This is a genomic window from Streptomyces sp. NPDC050147, from assembly GCF_040660195.1.
Lineage (GTDB): Bacteria > Actinomycetota > Actinomycetes > Streptomycetales > Streptomycetaceae > Streptomyces.
Window position 1 is genome coordinate 164,713 of record NZ_JBFALJ010000014.1, and the last position, 17,235, is coordinate 181,947.

General features: G+C 70.1%; 16 protein-coding genes. 8 read left to right on the top strand and 8 right to left on the bottom strand.

Annotated elements, in window-relative coordinates; genetic code table 11:
• Positions 1-210 precede the first annotated feature (210 nt).
• Entirely contained in the window at positions 211-501 is a 291-nt protein-coding gene (locus AB0I94_RS22555; protein WP_363311379.1) for a hypothetical protein, read from the top strand.
• Positions 502-801: 300 nt separating this feature from the next.
• Entirely contained in the window at positions 802-1,692 is an 891-nt protein-coding gene (locus tag AB0I94_RS22560) for a class I SAM-dependent methyltransferase (RefSeq protein ID WP_363311380.1), read from the top strand.
• Between the two features lie 208 nt (positions 1,693-1,900).
• On the opposite strand, the gene AB0I94_RS22565 is transcribed toward AB0I94_RS22560, so the two are convergent.
• From AB0I94_RS22565 to AB0I94_RS22575, 3 genes are all read right to left on the bottom strand, one after another.
• Positions 1,901-2,530 (bottom strand): dihydrofolate reductase family protein, encoded by a 630-nt coding sequence (locus AB0I94_RS22565; RefSeq protein ID WP_363311381.1) that lies wholly within the window; start codon positions 2,528-2,530, stop codon positions 1,901-1,903.
• 133 nt (positions 2,531-2,663) lie between these two features.
• Positions 2,664-3,065, bottom strand: a complete 402-nt coding sequence (locus AB0I94_RS22570; protein WP_363311382.1) for a DUF6010 family protein — start codon at positions 3,063-3,065, stop codon at positions 2,664-2,666.
• A 163-nt stretch (positions 3,066-3,228) separates the two neighbouring features.
• Positions 3,229-4,320 (bottom strand): NAD(P)/FAD-dependent oxidoreductase, encoded by a 1,092-nt coding sequence (locus AB0I94_RS22575; RefSeq protein ID WP_363311383.1) that lies wholly within the window; start codon positions 4,318-4,320, stop codon positions 3,229-3,231.
• A 220-nt stretch (positions 4,321-4,540) separates the two neighbouring features.
• On the opposite strand from AB0I94_RS22575, the gene AB0I94_RS22580 reads away from it, so the two are divergent.
• Positions 4,541-6,658, top strand: a complete 2,118-nt coding sequence (locus tag AB0I94_RS22580) for an alpha-galactosidase (protein ID WP_363311384.1) — start codon at positions 4,541-4,543, stop codon at positions 6,656-6,658.
• A 464-nt stretch (positions 6,659-7,122) separates the two neighbouring features.
• On the top strand, positions 7,123-8,034 hold the full coding sequence (locus tag AB0I94_RS22585; protein WP_363311385.1) for a calcium-binding protein: 912 nt from the start codon (positions 7,123-7,125) through the stop codon (positions 8,032-8,034).
• 68 nt (positions 8,035-8,102) lie between these two features.
• Here AB0I94_RS22585 and AB0I94_RS22590 read toward each other — a convergent pair whose 3' ends face one another.
• The 4 genes from AB0I94_RS22590 to AB0I94_RS22605 form a co-directional block, all read right to left on the bottom strand.
• A complete protein-coding gene (locus AB0I94_RS22590; RefSeq protein WP_363311444.1) occupies positions 8,103-8,666 on the bottom strand; it encodes a dihydrofolate reductase family protein in 564 nt (187 codons plus the stop codon).
• Between the two features lie 62 nt (positions 8,667-8,728).
• Positions 8,729-9,595: a metalloregulator ArsR/SmtB family transcription factor gene (locus tag AB0I94_RS22595; RefSeq protein WP_363311386.1), complete on the bottom strand. Its 867-nt coding sequence runs from the start codon at positions 9,593-9,595 to the stop codon at positions 8,729-8,731.
• A gap of 72 nt (positions 9,596-9,667) precedes the next feature.
• Entirely contained in the window at positions 9,668-10,219 is a 552-nt protein-coding gene (locus tag AB0I94_RS22600; RefSeq protein ID WP_363311387.1) for a TetR family transcriptional regulator, read from the bottom strand.
• Positions 10,220-10,230: 11 nt separating this feature from the next.
• On the bottom strand, positions 10,231-10,812 hold the full coding sequence (locus tag AB0I94_RS22605) for a sugar O-acetyltransferase (protein ID WP_363311388.1): 582 nt from the start codon (positions 10,810-10,812) through the stop codon (positions 10,231-10,233).
• Positions 10,813-11,242: 430 nt separating this feature from the next.
• Between AB0I94_RS22605 and AB0I94_RS22610 the strand changes: the two genes are divergently transcribed.
• Positions 11,243-11,650 carry an STAS domain-containing protein gene (locus tag AB0I94_RS22610; RefSeq protein WP_363311389.1) on the top strand — a complete coding sequence of 136 codons (408 nt, stop codon included), beginning with the start codon at positions 11,243-11,245 and terminating at the stop codon, positions 11,648-11,650.
• Positions 11,651-11,852: 202 nt separating this feature from the next.
• Positions 11,853-13,121, top strand: coding sequence for an APC family permease (locus AB0I94_RS22615; protein WP_363311390.1), 1,269 nt, complete (start codon positions 11,853-11,855; stop codon positions 13,119-13,121).
• Positions 13,122-13,126: 5 nt separating this feature from the next.
• Here the strand turns inward: AB0I94_RS22615 and AB0I94_RS22620 are convergent, their stop codons facing one another.
• Positions 13,127-14,122, bottom strand: coding sequence for an ArsR family transcriptional regulator (locus AB0I94_RS22620; protein ID WP_363311391.1), 996 nt, complete (start codon positions 14,120-14,122; stop codon positions 13,127-13,129).
• A gap of 413 nt (positions 14,123-14,535) precedes the next feature.
• On the opposite strand from AB0I94_RS22620, the gene AB0I94_RS22625 reads away from it, so the two are divergent.
• Positions 14,536-15,702 (top strand): alanine--tRNA ligase-related protein, encoded by a 1,167-nt coding sequence (locus AB0I94_RS22625; RefSeq protein ID WP_363311445.1) that lies wholly within the window; start codon positions 14,536-14,538, stop codon positions 15,700-15,702.
• Positions 15,703-16,032: 330 nt separating this feature from the next.
• Positions 16,033-17,184, top strand: a complete 1,152-nt coding sequence (locus AB0I94_RS22630) for an FAD-binding oxidoreductase (RefSeq protein ID WP_363311446.1) — start codon at positions 16,033-16,035, stop codon at positions 17,182-17,184.
• Positions 17,185-17,235: the final 51 nt, after the last annotated feature.

The window sequence follows — 17,235 nt, forward strand, 5'->3', positions numbered from 1 at the left end:
GCGAGCAGAGTCACGAGCTGTGCGTCCAGCACGCGCCGCAGCACGCGCACTGTCGCCTCTGCTCCGAGGCGACCGACAGCGCGGCGTCCGCGTGCCACACGGTCCTGCGCGGCCTGCGGGCCTGGCGCGCCCCGGAGGCCGGGCCTGTGCGTGGCGTCGGGACCACTGCCGCGGTTCGCTCCGCGGTCCTCGATCCGGCAAACTGCCCGGATGGACTACGAGTTCTGGAACGACATCCACTCCCGCGGCGGCATCCCCGCGGTCAAGGGCGCCCTGGAGGAACTGGCCGAGCGCGGTTCAGCCGAGGACGTGGACGCCGCGATGGAGCTGGCCTGCCAGGTCATCGCCGACGACACCGCCCGCCTCCAGGCCCGCGCGGACCAGGCCGAGGCAAGGCTGCGGATGCTGACCGACGAGGCGCGTGAGGTGGAGCGGCAGGTCGACGCGCACGCCGCCGCCGAGGGGCCCGCCGAACCATCGGGGCGCACGGAACGCGAGTGACCGCCGGGAGCCGGGCGGCTGAGCCGCTCGGCACTTGTCGCCATGTCGCCAGGCCCCAGGCGTTCGGTGCCGGCTACCGACGCTCGGGGTTCGGCGCTTGGCGCTTGGCGCCCGACGCTTGGCGTTTGGCGTTTGGCGCCCGACGCTTGGCGGGTTTCCAGGCTCCGACGCGAGCCTGACCGATGCTAGCGTCCCTAGGTCCGGCGCGTACTTCGTACGCGCCTTTCACCGTCTTCTTGAGCGCAGTTCCTTGCTTGAGCGCAATTCCTTGACCGGCCCCGTCGCTGAAAGGGATGCACCATGACCGTGGAAGACCTCGGCGCAAGCGGTTCGACGGCCCCCACCCCCGAGGAAGTCGGGGCGATGTACGACCAGTTCGGCGACATGCTCGCCATGACGCTCGGGTCGACCGCCCTCCACATCGGCATGTACGCGCCGCACGGGCAACACCCGCCCGTCTCCACCTTGGTCGCGATGGCCGACCTCGCCCAGGACCGGCAGACGGAGTTCCTCGTCGACACCATCGGCCTGGCGCCCCACGAGCACCTTCTCGACATCGGCTGCGGCACCGGAGGCCCGGCCGTCCACCTGGCCGAGCGCACCGGCGCCCGCGTCACCGGGATCAATGTCAGCAAGAGCCAGCTCGCCCGCTGCCAGGACCGCCTCACCGCTCGGGGAGTTGCGCAAGGCCTCGCGGACCGGGTGGACTTCGTCTATGGCAACGCCATGCAACTGGACTACGCGGACGGGGCCTTCGACGCCGCCTGGTCCATCGACTGCGTTCCCCATCTCTCCGACCGGCCCGCAGGGCTGCGGGAAGCCCTGCGGGTGCTGCGGCCGGGCGGGCGATTCCTGTTCACGGAGTTCGCCCTGCGCGGCAGCCCCACCGCGCAGGAGGTGGCGGCCTTCACCCGCATGTGGTCCTGTCCCCCGCTCACGCCCTTCGCCACACTCGTCGGCGAGCTCCAACAGACCGGCTTCCGCGTGGAGTCCGTGCGGGACATGACCGCGAACTCGGTGCTGTGCGGCGAGCTCATGTGCGTGCTCTACGAGGACCGGCGCGGCGAGATCGAGGAGCGGTTCGGCAAGGAGGCCCTGGCCCACACCGATCCGCTCATGGCCCCCTACCGCTCCTTCTGCCGAAACCACATGGAGTACTACCTGCTCGTCGTGCGCGCCCCAGAGGCCTGAGGCGCGCCGTCACCTACGCCCCGGCGGCCCGCAGCGGGCCGGCGGGTCTGCGGAACTCCGCGTCAGCGCACGGTCACCGTGACGACCGGCGAGATGATGGCGACATTGCGATCGCCCGGCGAGCGCGTAACGCAATCCGCCAGCATCGGCCACAGTGCCGCAACTGCCCGCGCGCCCGGGAGCGTTGTTCGGCGGGCGCGCGGTTCGGTCACCGGCGGGTCAGGTAGGCGTGGGTCGCCGCCGTGGAACTCACCAGGCCGGTCACCCGATAGCCGTCGATGCCGTCGGCCACGTTGTCCAGCAGCCGCTCGCCCCTGCCGACGAGAAGGGGGACGACGACGAGGTGCAGTTCGTCGATCAGCCGCGCGCGCAGATACTGCTGCACGGTGGCCGAACCTCCTCCGATGCGTACGTCCCGGCCCGCCGCCGCCTCGAAGGCGCGTGCCAGGACCGTCTCGATGGGTTCATCGGTGAAATGGAAGGTGGTCCCGCCCTCCATCGTGAGCGAGGGCCGCAGGTGGTGGGTGTGCACGAACACGTCGTGGTGGTAGGGCGGATTCTCTCCCCACCAGCCCTTCCACGACTCGTCCTGCCACGGCCCGCGCTGCGGTCCGAACATGTTGCGGCCCATGATGGTGGCGCCGATGTTCTCCTCGCCGCGCTCGAGGCAGTCGACGTCGATCCCCGTCTTGCCGTCGGCGCGGTCGCGCATCGCGGCGACCATCCAGTCGTGCAGCCCCTCGATGTTGTCCCCGAAGGGTTCGTCCAGGCGTTGGTGAGGCCCGGCGGCGAAGCCGTCCAGCGAAACGGTGATGTTGTGTACGCGCACCTTCGGCATGACGTCCTCTTCCTCGAAGTTGCTGCTCTCATCATGACGTCGAACGAACGGCCTCGGGATCGACACATGCCTGGAAGAGCGAATCAGATCCCCGGCTGAACGCTCTTGCACAGCCTCGCACGGCGGTGTCCGGTCACCGCGCCCGTGCGGTCCGGCCGCGGACGAGGGCGATGAGCGAGGGGCCGCCGCGCAGGCACCAGAGCGCGATGACGGGATCGCAGATGGCGCAGCCCAGCGACGAGTCATGGGCGAAGGGGACGATCGGATTGCCCTTGAGGTGGTGAACCACGTCCCATCCGGTGTGGAGCAGCCAGCCGATGCCGATGAAGGTCCAGGACTCCAGGCCACGGTAGGCGCAGTAGGTGACGGCGGCCGCGAAGACGAACTCCCAGCCCCCGAGGCCGCCGCCGCTGAGGTAGGCCGCTCCCGCACCGGCCACCATGATCGCGTTGAAGCGGCGCCGGTTCGGTTCGCGGATCAGAGACATCACGAGGGCGTAGAGGACGCCGATCAGGATCGGTGCGACATACGGCATGACCTGCATGGGGTTCCTTCGGGTGGCAGTGCGCGTCCGGTCGTCGCCGGGCTCGCGTGATCACCGCCGAAGCTATCCGGGTTCGTTGTCGCCTCCCAGTGGCATTAATGACGGGCTTCAACGGGATAGCGCCATCCGCGGTGACGCTCGTTCCCGTGGCCCTTCATCGGCGTCCGGTCTCGCCGTGGAGCGTCTTCCCGGCGGCCAGGACGGACTCGATCCCGTGACGCCTTTCTCCCAGCACACGCTGGCAGTTGGCGGCCCCCGCGGCCGGTCCGAAGACGTCTGGAGCCCGCCGTGCCGACACCGCCGCCGCGGTGTCGGCGGCCACCAGATCGGCGTTGATCGCCATGGCCGCCGTCGTTCCACCGGCTGCGGACACCATGACTCCGGCCACCAGGTCGGTGACGTTACCCGCGGCCCACACCCCCGCGACGCCCGTGAACCCGGTCGCGTCCGACTCCACGTGACTCCCCACGCCCCTCGGGTGGTCGACGCTCGTCAGGCCGAGTTCCGCGAGCACCGAGCCGCGCGCCTGGAACCGCGGCGCCACGGCGAGAGCCCGTACCGGAACACTCCTGCCCGAGGCCAGACGTACGCCGGAGAGCCGGTCGTCCTCGGCATCGAGGCCGGTCACCTCACCGTCGACCACCGCGATGCCACGGGCGGCAAGCTCCTCCCACTGTTCCTCCGTCAACTCCGGCGCGGTGTGCAGGAACAGAGTCACCTCCGCGGACCACTGGCGGAACAGCAGTGCCTGATGCGTCGCCATCGGACCGGTCGCCAGGACGCCGATCGGCTCGTCGCGCACCTCCCAGCCATGGCAGTAGGGACAGTGCAGGACGTCACGGCCCCACCGCTCGCGTACGCCGGGCACATCGGGCAGCTCATCGACGAGCCCCGTCGTCACCAGCAGGCGCCGCGCGCCCTGGCTGCGCCCACCGGCGGTCTCCACGACGAAGCGCTCGCCCGCTCGCCGCACACCCGTCACCAGGTCCGACACGATCCGGCCGCCGTACCCCTCGATCTCCTCCCGGCCGATCCGCAGAAGCTCTCGCGGTGCCAGGCCCTCGCGGGAAAGGAATCCGTGTATCCCGTCGGCGGGAGCGTTGCGCGGCTCACCGGAGTCCACCACCAGCACGGACCGCCTGGCCCGGGCCAGGGTCAGCGCCGCCGAGAGACCGGCCGCGCCGCCTCCGATCACCAGTACGTCGACGTCCGCCGCAGCAATGTCTCGCTCATTCGTCTCAGTCATGCCGACACCGTGCGCCCGGCCGCATGGAGTCAGCAAGCTTCCTTGCTGTTTCAGCAAAGCCACCGCTCGCTGGCCACTCTCACGCCCGAATGAGGGCAGGGACGCCGTTCGGGAGGGAGACGGCGAGCCGGAGAGGCGAGTGTGAAAGAGGGTGGCGGGCGATGCGGATGTGGCAGCAACATGTTCTCGAGGCGCTACCCGAACGTGAGGATCCAGACCTGTGATCTCCTTCGCCCCCGAGACCGGCGTCTGGCTGCTCTGTACGCCGCGCACGTCGTACGCCCTGCGCATCGACGAGACGGGAGCGCCCTGCCATCTCGCGTGGGGGCCACGGCTGACCCTGGCGGAGGCACAGGAACTCGCCGCTCCCCCGGCCCCGCCCGCCAGCAGTTTCGAGGGCCGGCCACCGGTCGGCGAGGAACTGCCCGTCGACGGCGGGGCGCGGTACGGGACCCCCTCGTTGCAGGTGCGCTACGCCGACGGCACGCGCGGCTTCGAATGGGAGGCGTCAAGCCACCGCGTGCATGAGCCCGCTCCGGGATCGACGGAACTGGCCCTGGGGTTCCGCGACCGCCACCACCCGTTGGAGATCGCGCTCCACTACCGCGTCCACGACGACAGCGACGTCATCGAACGCTGGTGCGTGCTGCGCAACACCGGTGAGCAGCCCGTACAACTCCTGCGCGCCGACTCCGCCGCATGGACCCTGCCGGCCAGGGACGACTACCGGCTCAGCCACGTCACAGGGCAGTGGTCCGCCGAGACGCAACTGCGCCGGGACCGCGTGCCGTTCGGCGAGACGGTGCTGACCAGCCGCAGGGGCATCACCAGCCATCACGCGAACCCCTGGGTGATGCTCGACGCGGGCGAAGCGACCGAGGACCACGGTCAGGTCTGGAGCGCGGCCCTGGCCTGGAGCGGCAGCTGGCGCGTCACCGTACAGCGCGCCCCCGACGGCAGGGCGGGCTTCACCGGCGGCGCCGGCCACGAGGGCATGACCCAACCCCTGGCCCCCGGCGAGGAGTTCACCTCCCCCCTACACGCCGGCCTGTACACGGACGGCGGCTTCGGCGCGACGAGCCGTGCCTGGCACGCCTACATCCTCGCCCATGTGCTTCCCCACCCCGACGAGCTACGACCGGTGCTCTACAACTCCTGGGAGGCCACCGGCTTCGACGTCGGCGAGGAAGGGCAACTGGCCCTGGCGACCCGGGCGGCGGCGCTCGGCGCGGAGCTCTACGTCATGGACGACGGCTGGTTCGGCGCGCGCCGCGGCGAGACCGCCGGGCTCGGCGACTGGACGCCCTCACCGGACCGCTTCCCACGCGGGCTCACGCCCCTGGTGAGCGAGGTGCACCGGCTCGGGATGCGCTTCGGGCTGTGGGTGGAGCCCGAGATGGTCAACCCGGACAGCGACCTCTACCGCCGGCACCCCGACTGGGTCCTGCACTTCCCGCACCGCACCCGCACCGAGCTGCGCAGCCAGCTCGTGCTCAACTTCGCCCGCCGCGACGTCGCGGACTGGGCTCACGGCTGGCTGACCCGGCTGGTGGGCGAGCACGGGATCGACTTCCTCAAGTGGGACATGAACCGCCCGTTCAGCGAGGCGGGCTGGCCCGACCTGCCGGACGGCTCGGAGCGCGTCTGGACCGCGTACGTCCACCACCTCTACGACGTCATCGACCGCCTCCGCGCCGACCATCCCGGCCTGCGGATCGAGACGTGCAGCGGCGGTGGCGGCCGGGTCGACCTGGGGATGCTGTCCCGCACCGACCAGGCCTGGACGTCGGACAACACCGACTCGGCGGACCGGGTCTTCATCCAGCACGGCTACGGTCAGATCTACCCGGCCCGGACGATGGCCGCCTGGGTGACCGACGTGCCCAACCAGCTCACCGCCCGGTCGGTGCCGCTGCGCTTCCGCTTTCATGTCGCCATGGCGGGGGTCCTCGGTCTCGGCGGCGACCTGACCCGCTGGACCGAGGACGAGCTGGCCGAAGGGGAACGCCTAGTCGCCCAGTACAAGCGCGTACGACACCTGGTGCAGCACGGGACGCTGCACCGACCGCGCGGCCCGGTCGACGACGGCCTGACCGCGGTGCAGTACACGGCGGCGGGCGCCGACGAAACCCTGCTCCTGATCTGGCGGCGTTCCCCACGCCACGGCACCACGCCCCGGCCCCTGCGCCTCACCGGCCTCGCACCCTCGGCCCACTACCGCGACACCCACACAGGCGCGGTGCATTCCGCGGCGGTACTGAGCAACTACGGACTGCTGCCCGAGCTGCCGCCGGGCGACTGGGCAAGTGCGGCGGTGCATTTGGTGCGGATTTCCTGATGTGACCTCAGCGCGCCTCGACGCCTCAGCGCGCCTCGACGCCTGAGAGGGCCTCTTCGCCGCCCGTGGCGCGCCGGACGCTCCCCCCCCTCCCCCCCCACCGACCGGTGAGCGTCGTCGCTCCGACGTCGGGCAATGGCTGAGAAATCGGATGAGCAATGAGTGAGCCACAGCTGAAAACCCCCTGGCTTCTCGCCCAGAATTTCCACCCGGGCGAGAAGCCGTACCCCTTCGCTCCCCAGCCGGGATCGCTCGCGTCGCATCATGAATTTTTGCCTAATCCCGCCTTACGGGAAATCGTCGCGCCCCGGAGGTGCGGTCAAACTCCCCTGAACAGAGGGCGCTTAGCGAAATGCGTCGGGAAACAGCACACGTTTCCCCAGCACACCGGATGACAACCAATCGCAATCCCCGGCGGTCACACGTGATTGCAAGGACCACGTATGCCCCACGGAGGTTTTGTCATGCCCTCTCACCTCATCCGCCGCCAAGTAATCCGTACCGCGTCGGCAGTGACGCTGGCTCTCGGTACGGGGCTGGCAGCGCCGTTCCTCCTGGCGTCTCCCGCCGGGGCAGCGACGCCCGAGGCGACCGCCGCCCTCAGCGCGAGCCATCACGAGATCGTCTACACCGCCGCCTCCGGTCAGACCAACAAGGTCACAGTGAAGGCGTCGATGTCCGAAGGTTCCGAAGAGATCACCTACGTGATCGACGACGCCGTAGCGGTCGATGCGGGGGAAGGCTGCTCATACCCTGACAGCGCGGACCGCACCAAGGTCTCCTGCACGGTCGCCACCCTGGAGACCCAGGACCCGTACGCCACCTTGAAGTTGGTCCTCGGCGACGGCGACGACTCCATCGCCTACGACAACGCCACCGACCAGACGTACTACTTCGCCTCGGCGGACCTGGGGCTCGGCAAGGACACCGCCACCCACACCGGCAGCGTCGACGGCAACTCCGTCATCGGAGGAGCGGGCGACGACAACCTGACCGTGGGTGAGGCCGGGGTGGTCCTCGGCGACGGCGGCAACGACACCATTCACGCCGCGGACGACAGCATCGCGCAGGGCGGCGACGACAACGACAGGATCTACGCGGACGGCGACGAGAGCGCCGTCGACGGCGGGGCAGGCAACGACGTGATCCAGGGCGGCGCGGAGAGGCAGAACCTGTCCGGCGGCGACGGCAACGACACGATCCGCGGCGGGGCCGGCGACGACTTCCTGTACGGCGGCAAGGGCAACGACACCCTGTACGGCGACAGCGGAAGCGACACGATCTACGGAAACAGCGGCGACGACAAGCTGTACGGCGGCGCCGGTCAGGACACCCTCTCCGGCGGCCCCGGCAGGAACGTCGTCCACCAGGACTGACACTTCGCACCCCGGGGCACTGTGCGATCAGCCGCGCAGTGCCCCGCTCCCTCACGGTCCAGCGGGCCTCAGCGGACCCGGTCGTAGACCAGGGCCAATGTGCCGTGCTCACCCGCGGTCTGGCTCACGAGCGTCCATTTCCCCGCGGGCAGGCCGTCGTCGAAGAGACGCGGCCCGCCCCCGAGGAAGAGCGGAAAGATGGTGAGCGCCAGCCGGTCGACCTTGTCGGCCGCCAGCAATGCCTTGATGACGCTCGCGCTGGAGAGCACCAGGATGTCGCCGCCTTCGGTCGACTTGAGGTCTGTGACCGCATCGGCGGTCGGCTTGTCGACGAGCGTCGTCCGCTCCCACGGCGCCTGGCCGAGGGTGGAGGAGAGGACCACCTTGTCGGTTTCGACGAGCCACTTCGCGAAGGCCTCGTCGCGCGGGTCGGCGCCCGCCATACCGATGACGGTGGGCCAGAAAGCGAGGAATCCCTCGGCGTTGACCCGCCCGAGCAGGGCTGTCGTGGCCGGCTCCCAGAGGGTGGCCAGATGGTCGCGGGCGACATCGGTGTGGGCGTACGGCATCACCCAGCCCATGTTCAGGGGGTCGTCCGGCGCGGCGTAGTGGCCGTCGAGGGAGAGGCTCATGTTCGTGACGACACGGCGGCCTGCCGTCTGCTCCGCCTGCTCGGTGTGCCCTGTCTGCTCTGTCACTTCGTGCTCCTTGAGTCGATGGCGGCGTCCGCTGTACAGGTGTCACGCGAGCCCGCGGCGAGGGCCGCCGCGAGTTTGTCGAGGCTCTGGCCGAAGCCGATCTCGATGCCTGCGATGAAGTCGGCGGAGTCGACCGTGCTGTCGGAGATCCGCCAGTGGACGTCGAGGTCCGTCCCGGTGCTGGTGGGGCTCAGGCCGAACTCGACGTGGGCGGTGAAGGCAAGGCCGCCGTCGGGAAGCAGGGGGGAGAGCCGGTAGGCGAGGTGCTCGCCGGGACGTGTCTCGACGACGGACCCCTCGGCGCGTCCGGCGACCAGGTCGGAGCCGTCGGCGTCCTCGGCGTCGCGGTACTCGTGGACGATCCGTCCGCCGGCCCGCGCCTCGAAGACGAGCTCGGAGACGCGGAGATCGTCGGGCGTCCACCAGCGGGCGAGCAGCGCGGCCTCGGTCAGGTGACGCCAGACCAGATCGGAGTCTCCCGCCAGTGACCGGCGGAAACTGAACGAGCGAACGTCGGCCCACCCCGGCTCCCGCGCGGCGAGCCTCTCGGCGTCGAGGCCGGCCCCGTACGCGTCGAAGGTCGCGCGCGGGCCACTGTCCTGGTCTGAAGCGTCTGCGAGCTGGGTGAGCGCAGCTGCCAGGTCGCGCAGGGCAGCCGACTTGAGTGCGTAGACGCGGCGCCGGCCCGTGCGCTGGGAGGTGACGACGCCGGCGCGCTCAAGGACCTGCAGGTGCTTGGTCGTCTGCGGCTGGCGCGCCGCGGCGAGCTGGGCGAGTACGCCCACCGAACGGGGCCGCTCGGCCAGCAAGCTGACGAGCCGCCACCGAGCCGGGTCGGCCAGTGCGGAGAGGAGTGCGTCCATGACGACTAGTATTCTTCATGACGAATATTCGCGTCAAGGAATATGAAGACATCCACGCCTTGAGGGCCGCCACTACGCCGTGGCGGTGATGCGCCCGACCGCCTGACGCGTCAGCTCGCGACCGTGCGATGTGCCGGTGTCATCCAGGGCTCGATGCAGCGTGAGCCCCTCGATGAGCGCGTCGAGCTGCCGGGCGGTGTCCGGGTCGAAGTGCCGTTCCAGCAGGTGACGACTGCGACGCATCCACGATCGGGTCAGCTCCCGGTACTCCGGGCGCCGAGCGGCGAGAGTGTAGAGCTCCTGAGTGAGGATCAGGTCTCGCCGAGTCCCTGCCGAGAGTGCGTGAATGAGGTCGGTGACGGCCTCACGGGCCTGCGCGGGAGTGTCGGCATGGTCCAAGTGCCGTTCGAAAACAGTCGCGATGTGGTCGGCGAAGAGCGTGAAGGCTTCGCGGAGCAGGTCGTCGATGCCGGTGAAGTGGTAAGTCATCGACCCGAGCGGAACGGCGGCACGCGCGGCGATCTTGCGGTGGGAGACACCGGCGACGCCTTCGTCGGCGATGTGGTCGAGGGTGGCGGCGAGAATGCGCTCGCGCCGCCGGGGATCCGCGTGCCCGGTGGCCATCGTGAGGGGTCCTAGAGGCTGCGGATCGGCCGGGCGGGGTTCCCGACGGCGACCACATCGGGGGGCACGTCCTTCGTGACCACGGCGCCCGCGCCGATGACGCTGTTGTCCCCGATCGTGACGCCGGGGCACACGATGACACCGCCGCCGAGCCAGACGTTGTCCCCGATCGTGATGGGCAACGCGGCCTCCAGCTTGTCGCGCCTCGACTGCGGCTCGACGGGGTGGGTGGGCGTGAGGAGTTGGACGTTGGGGCCGATCTGACAGTCCTCGCCGATGGTGATGCGGGCTACGTCCAGCGCGGTGAGGTGGTAGTTGACGAAGGTGCGGGCGCCGATGGAGATGTTGCTGCCGTAGTCGACGTACAGCGGCGGCCGCACCTCTACGCCCTCGCCCACCGAGGCGAGCAGCTCGGCCAGGACCGACTGCGCTTCGCCGGAGTCCTCGAGAAAGAGCGACTGATAGCGGACGGCGAGCCGCATGGCGCGCTGTTGTCCGCGAGCGATGTCCGGGTCGTCGGCGATGTAGAGGTCGCCCGCGAGCATGCGTTCCAGGTTGGTGCGCGGGTCGTCAGCGAAGTAGTCCGTCGGCATGCGTACGACCGTACCGTCTTGGAAGGTACGGACGTACGCTCCAAGAGCGTTCAGGTCTTGGGCCCTTGACCCGCAACACCGCGCGATCACGCGAAGGCGTTCGAGTTCACGGCGTGCCGCCGCGTCAGGACGGAAGGTAAGTCGCCCGTATGGGCGGTCCGTTGCCGGACGTGCGAGCGATTTCCGAACGCTCCTTGCCGTGTAGTTCGATTTCGCTCCACCGGCGCTCCGCACTGCGGACCTTTCCCGCACGCCAACAGTTTCCCGTCCCTCCGGGCCGTGAGTAAGCTGTGCCCGGAAACCCGCAGGCAACTGCCGGAAACCTACTTCACGTATCAGCTGGCCGACGGTTCCGCCGGGAAAGACCGACGCCACCTGTACGGGTGCTGGGTGAAGCCCACATCTTTGGCCCCACGACGCAAGGCAGATCATGCCGAAAGGTTCCCCCCACACCCAGCCCGAGGCTGACCCACCACGGCTGAGCGTGCGGGTCCTGGCTGCCACGGACGGCAGTGACGCGCTCACCTTCGCACTGGCCGGCGAACTCGATGTGCACAGCGTGAACGTGCTGTGCGATCTGGCCATCACCCACGTGAAGGATGGCCACCGGCATCTGCACCTGGACGCGAGTGAGGTCGCCTGGTGCGACAACGGCAGCCTCTACATGCTCCTGGGCCTGCGGCACGCCCTGGAGGCCGCACATGGCACTCTCGGCTTGGTCGCGGTCAGCGCACCCGTAGAGCAGGTGATCATGCGTAACGAACACAGCCTGCACCTGCACCTGCACCCGCACCACGCTCCGCCATGCTGTCCGGCCGCCGCGAAAAGCTGCACTTGAGGTAGCACAGCCTCCCCGAGGCTTCGAAAGAGCGCTCTGGTGCCCCGGTGCCCACGTCGGGCAACTCCCCAAGGGTGCCCGCCACTTCGGCCGGTATCGGCTGCGGCACCGGGCGCGGCGCGTGATCGCTCCACCGGTGCCGAAGCCGAGAGCAAATATCGTGTGCCTTCCAGTACAGGCGTTCACTGCCGAGGAGACACTCATGAGCACTCCCCCCTCCGCCGCGGGCGCTGCCCAGTTGCAGCGACGGTTCGGGGTCGCCGACGCGGTGGTGATCGGCCTGGGCTCGATGATCGGCGCGGGGATCTTCGCCGCGTTCGCCCCCGCCGCCCGCGCCGCGGGCTCGGGCCTGCTCGTCGGCCTCGCGATCGCCGCCGTGGTCGCGTACTGCAACGCCACTTCATCGGCGCGGCTCGCGGCTCGCTACCCCGCCTCGGGAGGCACCTACGTCTACGGCCGTGAACGCCTCGGTGACTTCTGGGGTTACCTCGCGGGCTGGGGTTTCGTCATCGGCAAGACCGCCTCCTGTGCGGCCATGGCCCTCACCGTGGGTGCCTACGCCTGGCCCGGCCATGAACGCCCCGTCGCGATCGCCGCCGTGGTGGCACTGACCGCCGTCAACTACGTGGGAATCCAGAAGACCGTCTGGCTGACCCGCGGCATCGTCGCCCTGGTCCTCGCGGTCCTCGCCGCAGTGGTGGCCGCCTCCTTCACGAGTGAGGCAGCCGAGGTCACTCGCCTGGAGCCGAGTGGAGACGCCGGCTTCGCCGGTGTGCTGCAAGCAGCCGGACTGTTGTTCTTCGCCTTCGCCGGATACGCGCGTATCGCCACCCTCGGCGAGGAGGTCCGCGACCCGCGGCGCACCATTCCCCGCGCGATCCCCCTCGCGTTGGGCATCACACTCTCCGTGTACGTCGCGGTCGCCCTCGCCGTCCTGGCCGTGCTCGGTTCCGGTGAACTTGCCGAGAGCACCGCCCCGCTCACGGACACGGTGCGAGCGGCGGGAGTACCGGAACTGGCGCCGGTGGTGCGCGTCGGTGCCGCCGTCGCCGCGCTCGGCTCCCTGCTGGCGCTGATCCTCGGCATCTCCCGGACCACACTCGCGATGGCCCGCGACCATCATCTGCCGCACGCGCTGGCCGCCGTCCACCCGCGGTTCCACGTGCCTCACCGGGCCGAACTCGCCGTGGGCGCCGCCGTGTTGACCCTCGTGGCCTTGGCCGACCTGCGTGCAGCGATCGGCTTCTCCTCGTTCGGGGTGCTCGCGTACTACGCCATCGCCAACGCCGCCGCCTGGACCCTGACGCCGGGCGAAGGCCGCCCGCCCCGCGCCATCCCCGTCATCGGCCTGGCCGGCTGCCTGGTCCTCGCCTTCAGCCTCCCGCTCTCCTCCGTCGTTTCCGGCGCCCTCGTCCTGGGGGTCGGCGCGGTCGCCTACTACGTACGCCGGAGAGTGACGGCCGACGGCTGACGAGGTCATCGCCGCGTCGGTGTGTTGGCGCGCAGGAGCGCGGCCCCCAGCGGAGTGAGGGTGTGGAGCACCGATTGGGCGTCGCGGTGGCTGACGATCAGGCCGGCGTCCCGCAGAGCGGTGGCGTGCTGGCTGGCGGACGATGCCGAGACCCCCGCGGCGTGGGCGAGTTCGCCGGTGGTGGCTCCCACGGTCGCTGCTCGGAAGACGGTGGTCCGGGTGCGGCCGAGGAGGGCGGCGAGGGGCGCCCCGGTGCCGAAGTCCTCCGGCAGGGCGGACGGGTGGGGCTCGTGGTTCAGCGCGTAGATCATCACGGGTTTCAGGGCCGTGTCGCCGAAGGTCACCGGGTTTCCCCAGCAGAAGTAGGACGGGATCAGGAGGAGCCCCCTGCCGTCGAGGTGCAGGATGCGCTCTTCGGGATAGACCGTGTGCAGGACGGGGCGCCGCCATTGCAGAGCCGGCCCCAGGTTCTGGAGGATGCCCTCGGTGCCGTGGTCGACGACGCCACGGGCCCGCGCGTGCCGCTCCGCTTCGATGCGGGCCTGGATACGGTCGTGGTGCGGGGCGATCACCGCGTTGTAGTAGGCACGCATCGCTTGGACCAGCTCTTTGCGCATGTCCGGTTCCGCCAGGCGGGCGCCCCAGGCAGGGGCCCCGCTCGTACGGTCGAGGATGTCCAGCTCCTCCAGGACGCGGCGCGGTGGCGTGCTCAGGATGGTTTCCAGACCCGCGTCGAGCCCCTCGGCCGCCTCCGGCGGGGTGAGGAAATCGGGGAAGTAGGCAGCCCGCGGGACCAGGGGCAGAAGGAGAGTGCGCAGGGTGCGGCTGAACCCCGTCGCATGCACTTGGGCGCGGGCGGTGCGATACCAGTCTGCGTAGGCCCACCGGCCGTGACGGGTCTGGAACCGGTGGAGGCTCGCGCAGATTTCCCACAGAGGATCGGGTGCGGCCGCGACGCGCGTCCGGCCGAGATCGGCATCGGTGAAGTGGATACGGAGCATTCGCTTCCCCCTTGTGGCCTGCCCTTGTGAGACAGAGCCGAAAGCTCTGGTTGGCCATGCTCGCGTCAGCGCTGCCCAGGTTCAAAGCGGCGCGAGGCACGGACGTGACAGACGTGGCGTACGGCCACCGCACCCGCAGCCGGCTCCTCACGCGGCGATAAATCGCGTGCTCTCGAGATCTGCGCGCGTTACCGTCGGCCATATGAACGTCACCGGCCTCTTCACCACCGCGACCGCGCGAGCGCCCAGCTCGCCGGTTGCCGCCGCCTGACGTACTTCCCTTTCCACCGGCGACCGGACACGGTCCGCCGGTGGTTTCTTCGTGGCTCTCCCGCCCCGGCTCCTCTGGCGGACCCGCTGTCCGGTGCCTCCCCGCTGCGCACGCGAAGGAGCCACTCATGAGCACCAACGGCATGACCACCGAGGACATCGTCCGCACATTCGTCGAGTACTACGAGGAGCGCGGTCACCGCCGGATCACCGGCTCGACGCTGACGCCCCCGCCCGGCGACCCGGTGCTGTTCACCACCTCGGGCATGCATCCGCTCACCCCTTACCTGGAGGGGCAGCCGCACCCGCTCGGCAGGCGTCTCGTCAACGTGCAGCGCTGCCTGCGGACCACGGACCTGGACGAGGTCGGTGACTCCACTCATCTGACCGTCTTCGAGATGCTCGGCACCTGGTCGCTCGGCGACTACGAGGGACAGCAGAGTCTCGACTGGGGATACGAGCTGCTCACCGACGGCTTCGGCATCGACCCGCGGTCGCTCCACACCACCGTCTTCGGCGGCGACCACCAGGTCGGGCCCGACACCGCCTCCCTCGGCCTGTGGCAGGACCGCGGAGTCCCGGTGGAGCTCACCGTCGAGGACAACTGGTGGTCCAACGGGCCCACCGGACCGTGCGGCCCCGACTCCGAGTTCTTCCTGTGGACCGGCGAGACCCCGCCCGAGTCCACGCCGACAGGCGACGACCGCTGGGTGGAGACGTGGAACCACGTGATGATGCGCCACCGCCGGCTCCCCGACGGGTCTCTCGTGCCGCTCCCCCAGCGCAACATCGACACCGGGCTCGGGCTGGAACGGCTGGCCTCGCTGCTGCAGGGGAAGACGTCGGTGTTCGAGTGCGACCTCTTCGATCCCTGGCGTCGGCTCGTGCCGGGCCTGTGGCGGTTGGACGAGACGACGCTGCGGGTGGTCTGCGACCACCTCCGCTCGGCCATGGTGGTGATCGGCGACGGGGTACGCCCCGCCAACACCGGACGCGGCTACGTGCTGCGCCGACTCGTACGACGCGTACTCACTGTGTTGTGGCGGGACGACCCTTCCCGCCAACTCGGCGACTTGCCGAGTGAGTTGACGCTGCACACCCGGGACCACTTCCGTCAGGACGTGGACCCTGACGAGGTGCGCCGCGTTCTGACCGGGGAGGAGCAGAGGTTCCGACGGCTCCTGGAGCGGGGTCGGCAGGTACTGTCCCGGCCGCGGTTCCAGGGCCCGCTCGGCGAGGAGGAGTTCCACTACCTCCACGACACCCACGGCCTGCCGCGCGATCTGGTCCTGTCCTTGCGTCAGGAGTGACGGGCGTGCACACGACCGCGTAGAGACCGTCAGAGTCCGTCGAAGACCAGGAGCAGGAACTGGTCATGGACGCCGATGGCGGGGGTGCGTCACGATGACGGGCAGCCAGCTGATCAGCGCCCCGCACGTCACCGAGCTTCCCGAGCACGTTACTGACGGCCATGCCGGGCCCGCGAACTGCCGCTCTCTCAGGCCGGTTCGTCCGGGCGCCGGCCTCTGGAAAGGATCGGCCCTGTGTCCCGCTCACCGCGTCCGTCCACCCCACCGTCCGCGTCCTCCCCACCGCCCCCGTCCTCCGCACCCCGCCCCTCCACCACCCCCGCCTTCGGTATGCTCCCGCCGGCCGCCGACGTCGTGATCGTCGGCGGGGGCGTGATGGGCGCCTCCGTCGCCTTCCATCTCGCCGAGGCGGGGGTGCGTGACGTCCTCGTCGTCGAACGCGGCGACCTCGCCTGCGGCAGCTCAGGCAAACCGATCGGCGGCGTACGCGCCCACTTCTCCGACCCGCTCAACATCGAGCTCGGGCAGCGGAGTCTGCACGCCTATCAGGACTTCCCGCACCGGCCCGGCGCGGACATCCGCCTGGACACCGTGGGCTACCTCTTCCTGCTCACCGGCGAGCGACAGGTCACGGAGTTCACCGAGAGCGTGCGGCTCCAGAACAGCCTGGGCGTGCCGAGCCGCATGATCGACGCCGCCGAGGCCCGGCGCCTGTGCCCCTATCTGAGCACCGACGGCCTCGTGGCCGCCGTCCACTCCCCCACCGACGGGCACGCCCGCCCCGGCCTGGTCGTGCACGGCTACGCCGAGGCGGCGACCCGGGCGGGTGTCCGCTTCGCCACCCACACACGTGTCACCGGTATGGACACGACCGGCGACCACGTCAGTGCCGTGCACACCGACCGCGGTGACGTCGCCTGTTCCACCGTGATCTGCACGGCGGGCGCGTGGTCGCAGCAGATCGGCGCCATGGTCGGCGTCGACCTTCCGGTGCGGCCCGTACGACGCCAACTCGCCTTCACACAACGGCTTTCCCCGGCCGCCCCGCGCATCCCCTTCACCATCGACTTCACGTCGTCGGCGTACTTCCACAACAGCGACGACGGGCTGCTCTTCGGCCTCGCGGACCCCCGGCAGACCGACGGCTTCGACACCACCTGGACCCCGGAGTGGCTCGACCTGTTCCAGGACGTCGTACGCCGTCGCGCCCCCGCCCTCGCCACGATGCCGACCGTCGGCGGCTGGGCGGGGCTCTACGAGGTCACGCCCGATCACAACGCCTTGATCGGCCGCTCCGGCAAGCTCCCCAACTTCCTGTACGCCACCGGGTTCTCGGGCCACGGCTTCCTCCAGGCCCCGGCGGTCGGCGAGATCGTGCGCGACCTCCATCAGGGACGTGAGCCGTACGTCGACATCGCCCCGATGAGCGCGGACCGCTTCCGGACCGGGCCCGCGCCCCGCCCCGAGGCTCACGTCGTATGAGCCGTAAACCGCACCCTCCGCCCCCGCACTCGACAGTTCGAAAGGCAGACC

Excerpts from the sequence above, each read along its gene's own strand:
- AB0I94_RS22555 (WP_363311379.1), top strand. The coding sequence starts at position 211 with ATGGACTACGAGTTCTGGAACGACATCCACTCCCGCGGCGGCATCCCC.
- AB0I94_RS22560 (WP_363311380.1), top strand. The coding sequence starts at position 802 with ATGACCGTGGAAGACCTCGGCGCAAGCGGTTCGACGGCCCCCACCCCC.
- AB0I94_RS22565 (WP_363311381.1), bottom strand. The coding sequence starts at position 2,530 with ATGCCGAAGGTGCGCGTACACAACATCACCGTTTCGCTGGACGGCTTC.
- AB0I94_RS22570 (WP_363311382.1), bottom strand. The coding sequence starts at position 3,065 with ATGCCGTATGTCGCACCGATCCTGATCGGCGTCCTCTACGCCCTCGTG.
- AB0I94_RS22575 (WP_363311383.1), bottom strand. The coding sequence starts at position 4,320 with ATGACTGAGACGAATGAGCGAGACATTGCTGCGGCGGACGTCGACGTA.
- AB0I94_RS22585 (WP_363311385.1), top strand. The coding sequence starts at position 7,123 with ATGCCCTCTCACCTCATCCGCCGCCAAGTAATCCGTACCGCGTCGGCA.
- AB0I94_RS22590 (WP_363311444.1), bottom strand. The coding sequence starts at position 8,666 with ATGAGCCTCTCCCTCGACGGCCACTACGCCGCGCCGGACGACCCCCTG.
- AB0I94_RS22595 (WP_363311386.1), bottom strand. The coding sequence starts at position 9,595 with ATGGACGCACTCCTCTCCGCACTGGCCGACCCGGCTCGGTGGCGGCTC.
- AB0I94_RS22600 (WP_363311387.1), bottom strand. The coding sequence starts at position 10,219 with ATGGCCACCGGGCACGCGGATCCCCGGCGGCGCGAGCGCATTCTCGCC.
- AB0I94_RS22605 (WP_363311388.1), bottom strand. The coding sequence starts at position 10,812 with ATGCCGACGGACTACTTCGCTGACGACCCGCGCACCAACCTGGAACGC.
- AB0I94_RS22610 (WP_363311389.1), top strand. The coding sequence starts at position 11,243 with ATGCCGAAAGGTTCCCCCCACACCCAGCCCGAGGCTGACCCACCACGG.
- AB0I94_RS22615 (WP_363311390.1), top strand. The coding sequence starts at position 11,853 with ATGAGCACTCCCCCCTCCGCCGCGGGCGCTGCCCAGTTGCAGCGACGG.
- AB0I94_RS22620 (WP_363311391.1), bottom strand. The coding sequence starts at position 14,122 with ATGCTCCGTATCCACTTCACCGATGCCGATCTCGGCCGGACGCGCGTC.
- AB0I94_RS22625 (WP_363311445.1), top strand. The coding sequence starts at position 14,536 with ATGACCACCGAGGACATCGTCCGCACATTCGTCGAGTACTACGAGGAG.
- AB0I94_RS22630 (WP_363311446.1), top strand. The coding sequence starts at position 16,033 with ATGCTCCCGCCGGCCGCCGACGTCGTGATCGTCGGCGGGGGCGTGATG.